Annotated in this window: 16 protein-coding genes; 5 read left to right on the top strand and 11 right to left on the bottom strand. The window is 73.5% G+C overall.

What is annotated here, in order from left to right; genetic code table 11:
• The first annotated feature begins 55 nt into the window (after positions 1–55).
• Entirely contained in the window at positions 56–1,123 is a 1,068-nt protein-coding gene (locus BM085_RS13585) for a polyprenyl synthetase family protein (protein ID WP_093887350.1), read from the top strand.
• A gap of 145 nt (positions 1,124–1,268) precedes the next feature.
• Here BM085_RS13585 and thiE read toward each other — a convergent pair whose 3' ends face one another.
• From thiE to BM085_RS13570, 3 genes are read right to left on the bottom strand one after another with little or no spacing between them, the layout of a single operon-like run.
• Positions 1,269–1,910, bottom strand: coding sequence for a thiamine phosphate synthase (gene thiE, locus BM085_RS13580; RefSeq protein WP_093887349.1), 642 nt, complete (start codon positions 1,908–1,910; stop codon positions 1,269–1,271).
• Positions 1,888–2,262: an Rv2175c family DNA-binding protein gene (locus BM085_RS13575; protein ID WP_031162748.1), complete on the bottom strand. Its 375-nt coding sequence runs from the start codon at positions 2,260–2,262 to the stop codon at positions 1,888–1,890. Before BM085_RS13575 ends, thiE begins: the two co-directional genes overlap by 23 nt.
• A gap of 50 nt (positions 2,263–2,312) precedes the next feature.
• Complete coding sequence (locus BM085_RS13570; RefSeq protein ID WP_093887348.1) at positions 2,313–3,485, bottom strand: NAD(P)/FAD-dependent oxidoreductase; 1,173 nt, start codon at positions 3,483–3,485, stop codon at positions 2,313–2,315.
• Positions 3,486–3,816: 331 nt separating this feature from the next.
• Between BM085_RS13570 and thiO the strand changes: the two genes are divergently transcribed.
• From thiO to pknB, 4 genes are all read left to right on the top strand, one after another.
• Positions 3,817–4,938 carry a glycine oxidase ThiO gene (thiO, locus tag BM085_RS13565; RefSeq protein WP_093887347.1) on the top strand — a complete coding sequence of 374 codons (1,122 nt, stop codon included), beginning with the start codon at positions 3,817–3,819 and terminating at the stop codon, positions 4,936–4,938.
• A complete protein-coding gene (gene thiS / locus BM085_RS13560) occupies positions 4,935–5,135 on the top strand; it encodes a sulfur carrier protein ThiS (RefSeq protein ID WP_093887346.1) in 201 nt (66 codons plus the stop codon). The genes thiO and thiS overlap by 4 nt, the downstream gene beginning before the upstream one ends.
• A gap of 5 nt (positions 5,136–5,140) precedes the next feature.
• Positions 5,141–5,899 (top strand): thiazole synthase, encoded by a 759-nt coding sequence (locus tag BM085_RS13555; protein ID WP_093887345.1) that lies wholly within the window; start codon positions 5,141–5,143, stop codon positions 5,897–5,899.
• Positions 5,900–5,975: 76 nt separating this feature from the next.
• Positions 5,976–7,907: a Stk1 family PASTA domain-containing Ser/Thr kinase gene (gene pknB, locus BM085_RS13550; protein WP_093887344.1), complete on the top strand. Its 1,932-nt coding sequence runs from the start codon at positions 5,976–5,978 to the stop codon at positions 7,905–7,907.
• A 30-nt stretch (positions 7,908–7,937) separates the two neighbouring features.
• On the opposite strand, the gene alc is transcribed toward pknB, so the two are convergent.
• The 8 genes from alc to uraH form a co-directional block, all read right to left on the bottom strand.
• On the bottom strand, positions 7,938–8,891 hold the full coding sequence (alc, locus tag BM085_RS13545; protein WP_093887343.1) for an allantoicase: 954 nt from the start codon (positions 8,889–8,891) through the stop codon (positions 7,938–7,940).
• Entirely contained in the window at positions 8,888–10,267 is a 1,380-nt protein-coding gene (gene allB / locus BM085_RS13540) for an allantoinase AllB (protein WP_093887342.1), read from the bottom strand. The genes alc and allB overlap by 4 nt, the downstream gene beginning before the upstream one ends.
• A gap of 102 nt (positions 10,268–10,369) precedes the next feature.
• Complete coding sequence (locus tag BM085_RS13535; protein ID WP_093887341.1) at positions 10,370–11,659, bottom strand: glycerate kinase; 1,290 nt, start codon at positions 11,657–11,659, stop codon at positions 10,370–10,372.
• 94 nt (positions 11,660–11,753) lie between these two features.
• Complete coding sequence (locus tag BM085_RS13530) at positions 11,754–13,136, bottom strand: 8-oxoguanine deaminase (protein ID WP_177245092.1); 1,383 nt, start codon at positions 13,134–13,136, stop codon at positions 11,754–11,756.
• A gap of 124 nt (positions 13,137–13,260) precedes the next feature.
• Positions 13,261–13,734, bottom strand: a complete 474-nt coding sequence (locus BM085_RS13525; protein ID WP_093887340.1) for a (2Fe-2S)-binding protein — start codon at positions 13,732–13,734, stop codon at positions 13,261–13,263.
• The gene (locus BM085_RS13520; RefSeq protein ID WP_093887339.1) at positions 13,734–14,609 is read right to left on the bottom strand and encodes an FAD binding domain-containing protein; all 876 of its coding nucleotides are present in this window, start codon (positions 14,607–14,609) and stop codon (positions 13,734–13,736) included. Before BM085_RS13520 ends, BM085_RS13525 begins: the two co-directional genes overlap by 1 nt.
• Positions 14,610–14,611: 2 nt before the next feature.
• Positions 14,612–15,493, bottom strand: coding sequence for a factor-independent urate hydroxylase (gene pucL / locus BM085_RS13515; protein ID WP_093887338.1), 882 nt, complete (start codon positions 15,491–15,493; stop codon positions 14,612–14,614).
• A 2-nt stretch (positions 15,494–15,495) separates the two neighbouring features.
• Positions 15,496–15,807, bottom strand: a complete 312-nt coding sequence (gene uraH / locus BM085_RS13510; protein ID WP_093887337.1) for a hydroxyisourate hydrolase — start codon at positions 15,805–15,807, stop codon at positions 15,496–15,498.
• Between the last annotated feature and the right edge of the window lie 3 nt (positions 15,808–15,810).

The following is a 15,810-nucleotide window of genomic DNA, read 5'->3' as shown; positions in this document are numbered from 1 at the left end:
GAAACACCCACCTCTGCAGATAGGAGTCGTCGGTCTGGCCAGATAATGTCAGTGCATGACCACTTCCGCCGCCGCGCTCGATACCATCCGCTTCGAAGTGGATCGTTCTCTCAAAGAGTTCATCGAGCGGCAGCGACCCCAGCTCGGCGTGCCCGAGGTGGCCCCTCTCATCTCCGCCGCCGAGGAGTTCCTGGCGGGCGGCAAGCGTCTGCGGCCGGCTTTCTGCTACTGGGGCTGGCGCGGCGCGGGCGGGGACGACGATCCCGCGCTCTTCACCGCCGCCGCGTCGCTGGAGCTCCTCCAGGCCAGCGCCCTCGTGCACGACGACGTGATGGACGCCAGCGACCTGCGCCGGGGCATGCCGTCGGCGCACCGCAGGTTCCAGGCGCTGCACGAGAAGGCGGACTGGCACGGTTCCGCCGAGCAGTTCGGCGAGGGCGCGGCCATCCTGCTGGGCAACCTCATGCTCATCTGGTCCGGCGAGATGTGGCGCGGCAGCGGCCTGCCCCCCGCTTCGCTGGCGGCGGCCCAGCAGGTCCACGACCACATGCGCACCGAGCTGATGTGCGGCCAGTACCTGGACCTGCTGGAGCAGGCCCACGGCGAGAACACCTTCGACAGCGCGCTGCGGGTCGCCCTCTACAAGAGCGGCAGATACTCGGTGGAGCAGCCGCTCCGGCTCGGCCTGGTGCTGGCCGTGCGGGACCGCGCCCCGTGGATCGACCGGCTCTGCGCGGAGTACGGCCGGTCCGTGGGCATCGCCTTCCAGCTCCGCGACGACATCCTCGGGGTGTTCGGCGACCCTGCCGAGACCGGCAAGCCCGCCGGTGACGACCTGCGGGAGGGCAAGCGGACGATGCTCGTCGCCCGCACGCTCGCCGTGGCCTCCCCCGCACAGGCGGAGGCGGTGCGCGGCACGCTCGGCGACCCGGCGCTGGACGCGGCCGGGATCGACCGGCTCCGCCAGATCATCGCGGAGACCGGGGCGCTCGTCGCGTGCGAGGGAATGATCAAGAACTATCTCGAAGACGCCCTGACCTCGCTGGACGACGCCCCGATCACCGGGGAGGCCCGCGCGGCCCTGGCCGACCTGGCCGTGGCCGCCACCTCCCGCCGCACCTGACGCGGTCCGGGCGGCGGGCGCCCGGTCAGGCCCCCGGCCCGTCGGCGGCGGACCGCCCCGCAAGGCACCCGTCCCGGTCCGGCGCGCCCGGCCGGGGACGGCCATGGGCCGCCCGATCCGGGTCCGCCGTCGGGACCGCCGCCCCTCAGCCCGCGGCGGCCAGCCTCCGCTGGAACTCCTCGGCGGCCGCCTTCGGGTCGTCGGCCTCGGTTATCGCCCGCACGACCACGACCCGGCGCACGCCGTAGGAGATGACCTCGTCCAGGTTGGCGAGGTCGATGCCGCCGATGCCGAACCAGGGCCGGTCGGTGTCCAGGGACGCGGCGTGCCGCAGCAGGCCGGGTCCCGCGGCGTGCCGCCCGGGTTTGGTGGGCGTCGGCCAGATCGGGCCGCAGCAGAAGTAGTCGACACCGGGCTCGACGGCCGCGGCGGACGCCTCCTCGTCGGCGTGAGTGGAACGCCCGATGAGGATGTCGTCGCCGAGCATGTCGCGCACCACCGGCACCGGCAGGTCGTCCTGGCCGAGGTGGAGCACGTCGGGACGGGCCGCGTAGGCGATGTCGGCCCGGTCGTTGACCGCCAGCAGCCTGCCATGACGGTCGCAGGCCGCGCGGAAGACCTCCAGGAGCGCGAGCTCCTCGCGCGCCTCCAGGCCCTTCTCGCGCAGCTGCACGATGTCGACCCCGCCCGAGAGCGCCGCGTCGAGGAAGTCGGCGAGATCTCCCCGGTCACGGCGCCCGTCGGTGCACAGGTAGAGGCGGGCGTCAGAAACCGAGGGCCTGGGCACGCCGCTTGACCTCGGTATGGCGGCCCGCGACGATCGCGTCCACCGGCGACCCCGGCAAGGTCTCGTCCGGGGTGAACAGCCACCGGAGTGACTCGACGTCGCTGTATCCGGCGTCGAGCAGCACGGTGAGCGTGCCCGGCAGGCCCTTGACGACGTCGTCGGCCCCGAGGAACGCGGCGGGGACCTGAGGCTCGCCGCCTCCCCGCCGGACTCCGATGAGCTTGCGGTCCTTGAGAAGTTGCTTGGCACGACCGGCACTGAGGTTGAGCCGCCTGGCCACCTCACTCAGGGTGAGCCACTCGCCCACCAGCTGGTCGGTTTCCCGGTCGATCTGCGCAACAGAAAGCGTCACGAATCCACCACTACCACATCGAGCCCTTCGCCAAACACCCGGCGGCGAGGTTACGCCGCCGTACAGTCGCGCAACGCTACCGCAGGGTCGGCCAGGCGCTCGACGTCGAGCCGCCGGCCGCGCTCGATGAGGCGGCGGCCCTGGACCAGGTCTCGGGGGCGGTTGACGGCGAGGACCGCGGTGAGCCTGTGGTCGTCGGCCACCCAGCAGACCGCCCACTTGGCGTCGGCGGCCGGATCCCCGCGCAGGACCAGGCGTTCGCCGTCGTGGTGGCCGGCGTACTGCACCATGTGGCCGAACTGCTCGGACCAGAAGTAGGGCACCGGGTCGTAGACCGCGTCGTCGCCCAGCAGCGCGGCCACGGCCACGTCGGGGGCGCCCAGCGCGGTGTCCCAGTGCTCGACCCGCATGCGGCGGCCGTAGCGGCGCGACCACCACGCCGCGCAGTCGCCCACGGCGACCACGCCCGGCAGCGAGGTGCGCAGGTGCTCGTCGGTGACGACCCCGTTCTCGAGTTCGAGGCCGGAGCCGGCCAGCCACTCGACCGAGGGCCGCACGCCGACGCCGGTGACGACCACGCCGGCCTCGACGGCGGACCCGTCGGCCAGGGTCAGCCCGCCCTGGTCGACGGAGGCGACCGCGGTGCCCAGGCGCAGGTCCACACCCGCCCGGGCGTACCAGGAGACGGTGTGCGCGCCCACGGGGCCGAGGGCGGCGCTCAGCGGGACGCCGGCGGCCTCGACGACGGTCACCTCGCAGTCCGCCCTGCGGGCGGCGGTGGCGACCTCGGCGCCGATCCAGCCCGCGCCGATGACGGCGACCTTCGTCCCGGGGACGAGCAGCGCGCGCAGTTCGAGCGCGTCGTCGATGGTGCGCAGCACGTGCTGCGGGCCGTCGCCGCGCAACCGGATCGGGCGCGCGCCGGTGGCGATGACCAGTCCGTCGTAGGCCAGCTCGCCCTCGGTGGTCTCCACCACGCCCTCGCGCAGCCCCTTGGCGGCCACGCCCGCGCGGAAGTCGACCTCCAGGGCGTCCAGGTCGGAGTCGACGACCGTGGAGTCGGTCTCGCCCAGCAGGACGCTCTTGGACAGCGGTGGACGGTCGTAGGGCCGGTGCGTCTCCTCACCGATCAACGTGATCGTGCCGCCGAACCCGCGGGCCCGTAGCGCCTCGACACTCCGCACACCGGCCAGGCCGGCGCCAACCACCACGACATGATTCACAACTCACGAGCCTAAGCGGCCGGGCCGACCCGCTGCCAACGCGGTTTGATAACGAAAACGGTATTTAGCTCACACCGAGCGCGATAAGAGTGTTGTGCCAGCCCTTAGGGTGGGAGGGACAAGACGCGCGGGAGCCCGGAACGCACCGGGCTGAGAGGAGGGCTGCGGAGCGACGAGGACCGCGGTGAGCTCGGTGACGTGCGAGAACGTCGCGCCACAGGCGCGAACGAGCACGACACGGGGCCGACGGCGGGCCGAGCGCGGCCGCAAGCGGGCCCTCGACCGCCACGAACCTGATCCGGGTCATGCCGGCGAAGGGAGCGGAGCACGTATGGCGCACCGTTTCGACGTCCTCGTCATCGGCGGGGGCGTGGTCGGGCTCTCGGCGGCCTGGCGTACGGCCAGGCGAGGGCTTTCGGTGGCGGTGGTCGATCCCGCCCCGGCCTCGGGAGCCTCGCACGCGGCGGCGGGCATGCTGGCGCCCGTCAGCGAGGTCACCTACACCGAGGAGCCCCTCCTCCGGCTGGGCCTGGCCTCCCTGGCGAGGTGGCCGGCGTTCGCGGCCGAGCTCACCGCCGACAGCGGTCACGCCCTCGACTACCGCACCGACGGCACGCTGGACGTCGCCTTCGGCGCCGACGACCTGGCGGTGCTGGACGACCTCGCCGCGTTCGTCGAGAAGCTGGGACTGCCCGCCGAGCGGCTCACCGGCCGCGAGTGCCGCCGCCTGGAGCCGATGCTCGCGCCGTCGGTCCGCGGCGGCCTGCTGGCCGGCGCGGACGCGTGGGTGGACCCCAGGAAGGTCACCAGGGCCCTCCTGACAGCCCTGGAGCGGCGGGGGGGCGCGCAGATCCGGGCCGGGGTCGCGGGGCTGGAGACGGCCGCGGGCGCGGTCACAGGAGTACGGCTGGCCGGCGGCGGGACCGTCGGCGCCGCGCGGGTGATCCTGGCGGCCGGGGCCTGGTCGGGCGCGCTGGAGGGGCTGCCGCCCGAGGTCCTGCCGCCGGTGCGGCCGGTCAAGGGCCAGATCATGCGGCTGCGCTCCCCCGAGCCGATCCTCCGGCGGTGCGTGCGGGGCGTCGTGCACGGCTCGCACGTCTACCTGGTGCCGCGTGGCGACGGGGAGCTGGTCGTCGGGGCCACCCAGGAGGAGATGGGCTTCGACACCCGGGTGACCGCCGGAGGGCTGTGGGAGCTGCTGCGCGACGCGCGGGAGCTGGTCCCCGGCGTGACGGAGCTGGAGCTCGCCGACGTGGTCGCGGGCCTGCGCCCCGGCACCCCGGACAACCTGCCGCTGGTGGGGCCCACCGCCCTGCCGGGCCTGTCCCTGGCCACGGGGCACCACCGGGGCGGGGTGCTGCTCGCCCCGCTCACCGCCGACCTCTGTTCCGGCGAGGCGGAGCCGGAACTGCTGGAGATCTGCTCACCACTCCGCTTCCGGGAGCATCGATGAAAGTGACCATCAACGGCACCGCGCACGAGTTGCCCTCCGGGGCCACCGTGACGCAGGCCGTGCAGAGGCTGACCGGGGCCAGGAGCGGCGTGGCCGTTGCGGTCAACGACGAGGTCGTCTCGCGGAGCTCGTGGGACTCCACCGCGCTCGTGGAGGCCGACCGGGTCGAGGTGCTCACCGCGGTACAGGGAGGTTGAGGGACGTGGACGACGATCTGACCATCGGCGGGGAGAAGTTCTCCTCCCGTCTCATCATGGGCACCGGGGGCGCGCCCTCGCTGGAGATCCTGGAGCAGGCGCTGGCCGTCTCGGGCACCGAGCTGACCACGGTCGCGATGCGGCGGCTGGACCCGTCCGCGCCGGGTTCCGTGCTCGACGTACTGCGCAGGCGCGGCATCAAGGTCCTGCCGAACACCGCCGGCTGCTTCACCGCGGGGGAGGCCGTGCTGACCGCCAGGCTGGCCAGGGAGGCCCTGGAGACCGACTGGGTCAAGCTGGAGGTCATCTCCGACGAGCGGACCCTGCTGCCCGACCCGATCGAGACCTTCGACGCGGCCGAGCGGCTGGTCGCCGACGGGTTCGTGGTGCTGCCCTACATCGGCGACGACCCGGCCCTGGCGCGCAGGCTGGAGCAGGCCGGCTGCGCGGCGGTGATGCCGCTGGGCGCGCCGATCGGCTCGGGGCTGGGCATCCGCAACCCGCACAACATCGAACTCATCGTGGAGTCGGCGAAGGTGCCGGTGATCCTGGACGCCGGGATCGGCACGGCCAGTGACGCGGCGCTGGCGATGGAGTTGGGGTGCGACGCGGTGCTGCTGGCCACGGCGGTGACCCGGGCGCAGCGGCCGGACCTGATGGCGCAGGCCATGCGCTCGGCGGTCGTCGCGGGCCGCCAGGCCCGGCTGGCGGGGCGGATCCCCCGGCGGCGCTACGCGGAGGCGTCGTCCCCGATGAATCCATAGGAAACAGTCAACTTCTCGGCATCGGTTTGGAACACCGGGACCCTGCGGGCGCCAAATCGCCCGTAAACTCAGCCGGGTGGACACGACGCTTACGGACCCCCTAGTCGGGAAACTCCTCGACGGGCGTTACCGCGTTGAGTCCCGGATCGCCCGGGGCGGCATGGCGACCGTCTATCTGGCTCTGGACATCCGGCTCGACCGCACGGTCGCCGTGAAGGTGATGCACCGCTCCCTCGCCGAGGACCCCTCGTTCGTGCGGCGGTTCATCGGCGAGGCGAAGTCGGTCGCGAGCCTTTCGCACCCCAACGTGGTGCATGTCTTCGACCAGGGCACCGACGGAGACAACGTCTACCTGTCGATGGAGTACGTGCCGGGGCGCACCCTGCGCGACGTGCTCCGTGCCCGGGGCAGGCTGCCCGCCCGCGAGGCCCTCGAGGTCATGATCCCGGTGCTCGCCGCACTGGGCGCCGCGCACCAGGCCGGGCTGGTCCACCGGGACGTCAAACCGGAGAACGTACTGCTCAGCGATGACGGCCGGGTCAAGGTGGTGGACTTCGGCCTGGCCCGCGCGATCGAGGCGACCAACCAGACGCGGACGGGCGTCATGATCGGCACCATCGGCTACATGTCGCCCGAACAGGTGACCTCCGGCGCCACCGACGCCCGCAGCGACGTCTACTCGGCCGGGATCATGCTGTTCGAGCTCCTCACCGGCCGCCAGCCGTACGAGGGCGACACCCCGATGTCGGTGGCCTACCGGCACGTGCACGACACCGTGCCCGTGCCCTCGGCGCTGCTGCCGGGCACCCCGCCGCTGCTGGACACGCTGGTGGCGCAGGCGACGGCCCGCGACCCCGCGACCCGCCCGGCGGACGCCACCGCGCTGCTGGTCGCCGCGGTGGACGCGCACCGGATGCTGCCCAGGGAGAGCGGGTCGGCGCCGTCCGTCCCGGTCGGCCCGCCGCAGCGCCCGGACGCGGCGCCACCGCCGGCCAACCAGACCCTGATCCAGCCCCGCGTCGAGCTGCTCACCAGCCCCGTCTCCGACGTCGCCGAGCCCGCCGCGCCCCGGGCGCGGCGGGGTTTCCGGCCCAACTGGTTCCTGATCGCGCTGGCCGTGGTGATGGTGATCGCGGTCGGGGTGACCGGCTGGATGTTCTCCCAGACCACCACCGTCACGGTGCCCTCGCTGGTCGGCAAGAACATCACCATCGCCGAGGGCGAGGCCAGGAGGCTCGGTTTCCTGGTCGAGGTCGGCAAGGCGGAGAACGACGAGAAGGTGCCCAAGGGCACCGTGTTACGGACCGACCCGGTGGCGGGCACCGAGACGGAGGGCAAGACCAAGCTGGTCCTCATCGCCTCGGCGGGTCCCAAGCGGGTCGCCGTGCCCAACGTCGTGGGCATGGACGAGAACAGCGCGCGGACGAAGCTGGCCGAGGTCGGGCTGGTCGTCAACGACGTCAGGAAGCAGCCCAGCGAGACCGTGCCGCGCGGCCAGGTGATGCGGACCAGCCCCGCCGTGGGCAACCAGGTCCGGGAGGGCAGCAAGGTCAACCTGGTCAAGAGCGCGGGCCTGGTCATGCCGGACGTCAAGGGCATGCCCCGCGACCAGGCCGACGCCATGCTGCGCGGCGCCGGCTTCAACCCCCAGTTCGTCGAGCAGACCGACGCCGCCCAGCCCTGCACGGTCATCGCCCAGGATCCCCAGCCCAACGCGGAGATCGACAAGGGCGCCGTCGTCCGGCTCACCCTCTCGCAGTGCGACAACGGCGGGTGGCGCTGGCCGTGGGAGAACGACGGCGACAACGGCGGCGGCGGCGGTGACGACAAGATCATCGTCATTCCCAACGTGATGTTCAAGGACGTCAAGGCGGCCCGTGAGGAACTGCGCGTGGCGGGGATGAGGGTGAAAATAAAAAAAGGTCCGGGCCGGGGCGTAGTCCTGGCCCAGATCCCGCCGGGTGGGCAGCAGGCTCCCCCCGGAACTGAGGTGACCCTCTGGCACTGAGCCGGCGTGCGAGGCGCCGCTCAGGGCCCGTCAGCGCTCGCTGAGCAAGCCGTGCAGGCGGACGCGGGCGAGGCCGCCGTCGGGGTAGACGTCCACCCGGACGTGGGTGGCGGCGGGCACGTCGCCGAGGCGGAAGCGGTGCGAGGTGTCGGGCTGCAGGCGGGTCCTGGGCAGCAGCTCGAACCAGGTGTCCCCGCCGGCGGTTCCGGTGATCGAGACCGATCCCGGCGCGTTGAACAGCAGGTTGGTCGTGTCGATCTCGGCGAGCTTGACGACGCCGGCGCCCGCCAGGCGGATCAGCAGCCAGTCGTTGCCCTCGTCGCGGCGGCGGGCGGTCTCCCAGCCCTCGGCCTGGTGCCGGGCGAGGCCGGGGGCGATGACGTTGTTGGGCGAGGAGTAGAACTCGTTGGAGCAGCCGGTGACCAGCGCGCCGTTCGCCAGCGCGGCCAGGTCCAGGCCGAGGCCGTCGTACAGGGTCAGATCGGGCCTGACCTCGCCGTGCACGCGCAGCCGGGCGATGCCGCCGTCGGGGAACATGTTCAGCCGGACATGCGTGTGGCGCCGCCCGTCGGTCACGTCGAACAGATGCTCGGCGTCACCCGTGAGGGCGCTCCTCGGGACGATCTCCACCCACTCGGCGGCCTCCAGCTCGGCGACCGTGGGGTAGCCCTCGACCGCGGCCGCCTCGACGGAGGCGTGGGGCGGGTAGTTGCCCGTGAACCACGCGGTGTCGATCACGACGCCGCGGATCACGCCGGGCAGGCCGAGCCGGATCATGGCCCAGTCGTGACCGGGCTCGCGCCGCCGCCGGGTCTCCCAGCCGTCGTAGACCTGCCCCTTGGGGCCGAAGGTGTGCGCCTGGAAGGCAGGGCGGCCTGGGCGGATCAGGCTCTCCCTCGCGGCGAACGACTCGTCGTTGGCCGCGACGACCGAGCCGCCGAGGGTGCGCAGGGCGAGGTCGGGCAGTGCGGTGAATCCGCTCACGGTGAGGGCCTCTCTTCTGTGGCGCGTTCCGGTCCCGGAGAGCGTGCCCCGGCCGGGGAGGGGCGCAGGAACTCTCCGCCGGGGGTGTCGCCCACGACCCGGCCGCGCAGCCAGGTCGCGCGGACCACGCCGCGCAGCGTCCTGCCGTGATAGGGCGTGACCGGGTTCCTGTGGTGCAGGGTTGCCGCGTCCACGGTGTGGCCGGCGTCGGGGTCGAAGGCGACCAGGTCGGCGTCGTTGCCCACGGCGATGGCGCCCTTGCCGTCCAGGCCGGCCAGTGCCGCGGGGTTGGCGGCCATCCACCGGACCACCTGGCCGAGGCCGTGCCCGCGCCGCGAGGCCTCGGTCCACACGGCCGCCAGGCCCAGTTGGAGGGAGGAGATCCCGCCCCAGGCCGCGGCGAAGTCGGGCACCTTGAGGTCCGGGGTGGAGGGTGAGTGGTCGGAGACGACGCAGCTCAGCACGGCGTCGGCGAGCCCCTGCCAGAGCTGCTCGCGGTTGGCGGAGGTCCGGATCGGCGGGCAGCACTTGAACTCGGTCGCGCCCCGCGGCACCTCCTCGGCCGTCAGCGTCAGGTAGTGCGGGCAGGTCTCGGCGGTGATCCTGACGCCCTCCCGCCGCGCTCTGGCCAAGGGTTCCAGGCAGAGCGCGGAGGACACGTGCAGGATGTGCGCCCGCACACCGGTCTCCCCCGCCAGCGCGGCGACCAGTTCGACCGCACGGCGCTCCGACCGGCCGGGACGGGAGTCGAGGAACTCCGCGTAGCCGGGGCCCGCCGGTTCGGCCAGCAGCTCCGGATCCTCGGCGTGGACGATCAGCAGGCCGTCGAAGGAGGCGATCTCCACCATGGCCGCCCGCAGCCCGTCCACGTCCAGCGGTGGGAACTCCGCCACGCCGGACGGCGACAGGAAGCATTTGAAACCGTGCACCCCGGCCTCGTGCAGCGGCCGCAGATCCTTGACGTTGCCGGGGACCGCGCCGCCCCAGAAGCCCACGTCCACCAGGCACTGCCCGGCCGCGGCGCTCCGCTTGCCGGTCAGCGCGGCCACGTTCACCGTCGGCGGCAGCGAGTTGAGCGGCATGTCCACGATCGTGGTGACACCGCCCGCGGCGGCCGCCCGGGTGGCGCAGGCGAAGCCCTCCCAGTGCGTCCGTCCGGGCTCGTTGACGTGCACGTGGGTGTCCACCAGGCCGGGCAGCAGCGCGGTGTCGCCGAGGTCGACCTGCTCGGCGGCCTCCAGGACGGCGTCGTAGGGGTGCAGGCCGGCGATCCTGCCCCGCCGTACGGCCACCGCCGCCGGGCCCTCCCCTTCCGGGAGCACGGCCCTGCGGGACCGGATGACCAGGTCCGCCACGTCTTCGGCCCGCACGCTCATCGCCTCTCGATCTCCCCGCCCGGCAGCCGGACGTCCCGGTGCCCGGCCGGCCGGGCCGTCCGCGCCCGGTGCGGCGTGAACGGTCCGGCGGCCGGACCCTCGTCAAAGGTGTCCGCGCGCGACCTCGCGTGCGAGCCGCTCCAGCAGCGGGCCCGCCTCGGACATGCACACGGCCGGGTCGGGCTCGATGTCGGTGAGCGCGTAGGCGGCCGTGATGCCCGCCGCGTTCAGCTCCTCGTCGCCGAGGGCGCGGCGTCCGCAGACCGCGACGACGGGGACTCCCGCCTTGGCGGCGGCCGCCGCGACCCCGGCGGGGGCCTTGCCGTGCAGGGTCTGCTCGTCCAGCGAGCCCTCGCCGGTGATGACCAGGCGGGCGCCGTCGAGCAGGTCGTGGAAGCCGAGCAGGTCGAGCAGGTATTCGATGCCGGGGCGGACCTCGGCGGACAGGAAGGCCAGGGCGGCGAAGCCCACTCCCCCGGCGGCGCCCGCCCCCGGCTGGGCGGCCACGCCCATGGGACGGACGATCCCGTCGTGCTCGATGGCGCCGGCCAGGCCGTGGGTGTGCGCGGCGACGGCGGCGAGCCTGGCCAGGGCCCCTTCGAGCACCTTCACCTCCTCGGGTCCGGCGCCCTTCTGCGGGCCGTACACGGCGGCGGCGCCGTACGGGCCCAGGAGGGGGTTGTCCACGTCACTGGCGACGACGAACTCGACGCCATCGATCGCGATAAGTCCGGATTTATCGATTTTTTCCAAGGCGCGCAGGGCGGCGCCGCCACGCGGCAGCTCCTGCCCTCCGGCGTCCAGGAAGCGGACCCCCAGCGCCTGCATCATGCCGGCGCCGCCGTCGGTGCAGGCGCTGCCGCCGAGCCCGAGCACGATCCGCCGGGCGCCGCGCCGTACGGCGTGGGCGATCAGCTCGCCGGCGCCGTAGCTGGTCGCGGTCAGGGCCTGCGGGTCACCGGGCAGGCGGCGCAGGCCGGACGCCTCGGCGAGCTCGATGACGGCCGTCGGCACCTCGGCCGGGGACGGCGAAGACCCCGGACCCTCCGGGAACGTCGGGGAACCCGAGCCGGCCGGGGACGGCGGGGAACCCAGGTCTGCCGGGGAACCCGGGCCGGCCGGGCGCCGCGCGCCCCCCGCGGCGGGCTCGCGCCAGGCGTAGGCGGCGCGGACCGGCTGCCCGGTGGGACCGGTGACCTCGACCTCGACGCGGGTGAAGCCACAGGCCACGACCGCGTCCACGGTGCCGTCGCCGCCGTCGGCCACCGGCAGCGCGACCGTGACGACATCCGGGCCGAGCCCCGCCGCCACGCGGGCGGCCACCTCGGCTCCGGTCAGCGACCCCTTGAACTTGTCCGGGGCGATGACGACATGTCCCGAAGACTCAGACAACCCTGCTCCCTGATGGAGAATCGGCGGACACGCGCTCCCGCCCGGCGCGGGCCGGGATGAGCGCGTTCCGGAACCCGGTGATGGACGACCATCATCACACCTGCCCGCCGGCGGCGAAGCCCCGCTCCCCGGCCAGGCGCATGAGACGGCGGTGGGCCTCGCCACCCGCCCGGCCGAGCTCGTCCTGGGCGACCGTGCGCAGCTCGTCGTCCTCGACGACCGTCTCGCCGCCCACCAGCAGGCGCGCCAGAGGCGGCTGGCGGCTGCCGAAGACCAGGGTGCAGACCGGGTCGGTGACGGCCGAGGCGAAGGCGCCGTCGGTCCGCCACAGGGCGATGTCGGCGAGCTTGCCCGGTTCCAGGGAGCCGATCTCCGCCTCGCGGCCCAGGTTCCGGGCCCCGCCGAGGGTGGCGATCTCCAGGGCCTGCCGGGCGGTGAGCGCGGCCGGCCCGTACCTGGCCCGCTGGAACAGCAGGGCCTGGCGCATCTCCCCGGACAGCGAGGTCAGCTCGGCGGAGGCGCTGCCGTCCACCCCGAGGCCGACGATCGCCCCGCGCCGGAGCATCTCCGACACCCGGGCGATGCCCGCGCCGAGGCGGCCGTTGGAGCTCGGGCAGTGCGCGGAGCCGGTCCCGGTCCGGGCGAACGCGTCGATGTCGGAGTCGCTCAGGTGGATGGCGTGGGCGAACCACACGTCCGGGCCGAGCCAGCCGAGCTCCTCCATGTAGTCGACCGGGCGCAGGCCCACCTGGGCCAGGCAGTGCTCCTCCTCGTCGAGGGTCTCGGCGAGATGGGTGTGCAGGCGCACGCCCTTGGACCTGGCCAGCGCGGCGGCCTCGGTCATCAGGTCCGCGCTGACCGAGAACGGCGAGCACGGGGCGACCGCGACGCGCAGCTTCGAGGAGAAGGACGGGTCGTGGTAGGCGTCGACGGCCTCGGCCGTCGCGGCGAGGATGTCGTCGAGCCTCTCGACCACGACGTCCGGCGGAAGGCCGCCCTGGGAGGCGCCCCGGTCCATCGACCCCCGGGCGGGATGGAACCGGATGCCCAGGTCCCGGGCCGCCTCGATCTCCGCGGCGAGCAGGTCTCCGCGGCCCTTGGGGAAGACGTAGTGGTGGTCGCTGGAGGTGCTGCAGCCGGACAGGGCCAGGTAGCCCAGGCCCGCGCCGGCCGCGCCCTTGACGACCTCGGCGTCCATGGCGGCCCACACCTGGTAGAGCGCCACCAGCCACTCGAAGAGCGTGGCGTCCTGGGCCAGGCCCTGCGAGGCCCACTGGTAGAGGTGGTGGTGGGTGTTGACCAGGCCGGGGGTGGCCAGGCAGCCCGTGCCGTCGATCCTGGTGGCGCCCGGGACGGCCGGGGCGGGCCCGGGACCGAGCGCCACGATCCTGTCGCCCTCGACGTGGATGTGACCGGAGGGAATCTCCGGGCCCACGACCGGGGCGATGTGGACGTTCTCCATCAGAACAACGCTCATCGCCGCTCCCCGCCGCGGTGCCCCCGGCCCGCGCCGCCGCGCTCGGCCGCCCGTCCCCACCCGCTCCCGCCACCGCGTCGCACGGCCCGCCCGCCCGCGGGGCCGCGCTCCTCGGCCCGCCCGTTCACCGGGCCGCCGCCTTCCGGGCCGCGGCGAGCCGTACGGCGTCGAGGATCTTCTCGTAGCCGGTGCACCGGCACAGGTTGCCCGCCAGGGCCTCGCGGATCTCGGCGTCGGAGGGCCGCGGGATCCGCTCGATCAGGTCGTGGGCCTGGACGACGAGGCCGGGGGTGCAGAAGCCGCACTGGACGGCGCCGCACTCGACGAAGGCCTCCTGGACCGGGTCGAGCCGGTCGCCCTCGGCGAGCCCCTCGACCGTGCGGACCTCCCGCCCCTCGGCCTGACCGGCCGCCACCAGGCAGGCGCAGACGGGGACGCCGTCGAGGTAGACCGTGCACGAGCCGCATTCGCCCTGCTCGCAGGCGTTCTTGGAGCCGGGCAGGCCCATCCGCTCGCGCAGGACGTACAGCAGGCTCTCGCCCTCCCAGACGTCGTCGGCCGTCTCCGCACGGCCGTTGACGGTGAAGCTGACACGCATCAGCCCGCCCTCCTTCCGGGGTGCCCGGACCGGAACTCGTTCCATGCCCAGGTCAGGGTGCGGCGCGCCATCACGCCGATGGCGTGCCCGCGGTAGCCGGCGGTGCCGCGGACGTCGTCGATCGGTGAGGCCGCCTCCGACGCCAGCTCGCCAAAGCGCCTGAGCACCTCGGGGTCCAGCCGGGCGTCCCAGTCGAGTTCGGCGGCGAGGAACTCCTCGGCCGCGACGGCCCGGCGGGGGGTCGGGGCGGCCGAGCCGATGCCGGTGCCCACCCTCCGCTCGCCGGGGTGGAGCGCGATCGCGAACGAGCAGACCGCGATCACCATGGCGTTGCGGGTGCCGACCTTGGAGAAGTACTGCGGGCCGCTCGCGGGGCTCATCCAGAACGCCCGGATCAGCTCGTCGGACCGCAGGGCGCTCCGCTTGACCCCGAGGTAGAACTCCGCGGCGGGGATCATCCGCACGCCCCGGGCGGCGGACTCGACCTCGATGACCGCGTCCCCGGCCAGCAGCGGCGGGTGGCTGTCGCCTGCGGGCGAGGCCGCGCCGAGGTTGCCTCCCACGGTGCCGCGGTTGCGGATCTGCGGGGAGCCGACCGTGCGCGCCGCCTGCGCCAGGCCCGGCAGCCGGTCGCCGAGTTCGTCGATCAGCCGCGTGTACGGCACGCCCGCGCCGACCCGGAGCCGGCCGTCCTCCTCGGTGGTCCACCGGGTGAGCTCGGCGACCCGGTTCAGGTCGAGCAGCGCGTCGGGCCGGTGGACGTCGAAGTTGATCTCCACCATCATGTCGGTGCCGCCCTGGATGGGCGCCGCGCCGGGCATGGCGGCCTTGGCCTCCAGTGCCGCCGCCCACGTGGCGGGTCGCAGGAATTCCATCCTCATTCCCATGCGAACCGGGCGGCGGGGGCGTCGTCGTCGAGCACGGCGCCCTCGATGAGCCCGTAGGGACGGTCGGCGGCGTAGAAGACCTCGTCCGGGTTGTCCAGCCCGAACGGCGTCAGGTCCACCGGGAAGTGGTGCTTGTTCGGCATCGCCAGGCGCACCTCGCAGATCTCGCCGCGGGTCTCCAGCACCCGCCTGCCCATCGCGTAGAGCGTCTGCTGCAACGACAGGCTGTGGGTCTCGGCGAACGCCTCCAGAAGACATCGCCGTACCTCACTGTAGGACTTGCCGAACGGGGAGCCGTCGGAGACGTGCCGCCACCCGGCCGACACCTCGGTGGCCAGGATGCGGTCGGTGACGGGCTGGAGGGTGGTGTACTCGTCCACGGCGAAGCCGTGGAACTCCGAGCCGGTCGAGTTGAGCACCACCAGGTCCTTCAGGCCGGACAGCACGGTGGTGGTCCCGTCCCGGTCGTGGTGGACGACGCAGGTGCGCACCTCCCTGCCCGAGCGGACGAAGGAGTGCCGCTCGCCGGACGGCCCCTGGGCGGGGATGCGGTCCCAGAAGTACTCCTCGATCTCCACCCGGGCGTGGTGGACGGCCGGCTGGGAGCCGACGTAGTGGCGGGCCAGCAGGAGCGCGAAGTCCTCGATCTGGTCGACGCCGTACTTCCGGGCGAAGGCGTAGACGGTGTTCTTCTGGGTGTCCGTCGGCAGGATCGCGGTGTTGTCACCGCTCAGGTGGGCCTCGTCCATGTCGCCCGAGAGCGCGGAGCTGACGTTGACGTCCTTGATGTGGTGGACGCCGCCGTCCCTGACGACGCGGACCACCCGGGTCTCCGCCTTGCCGTAGCGGTTGGGGCCGAGAATGACGGCCATGCCTAGCTCCCTCGGTACGTCGAATAGGCGAACGGGCTCAGCAGCAGGGGCACGTGGTAGTGCTCGTCCGGGTCCCCGACGGTGAAGTCGATCGAGACCTCCGGGTAGAAGGCGTCCACCGCGCGGGCGGCGAAGTAGCCGCCGGTGTCGAAGACCAGCCGGTGCGCGCCCTCCCCGGACTGCCAGCCCCCGATCCGGCCGTCGGCGTCGGTGACGCCCTCGGCGAGCACCGTGCCCGCCCGCTCCAGCCGTACGGCGACGCCGGCCGCGGGCCTGCCCAGCGCGGCGTCCAGGACGTGCGTGGACAGGCTCATCCG

Origin of the sequence: Streptosporangium canum (assembly GCF_900113865.1) — a bacterium.
Taxonomy (GTDB): domain Bacteria; phylum Actinomycetota; class Actinomycetes; order Streptosporangiales; family Streptosporangiaceae; genus Streptosporangium; species Streptosporangium canum.
This window is presented reverse-complemented; position numbering and strand designations above follow the sequence as displayed.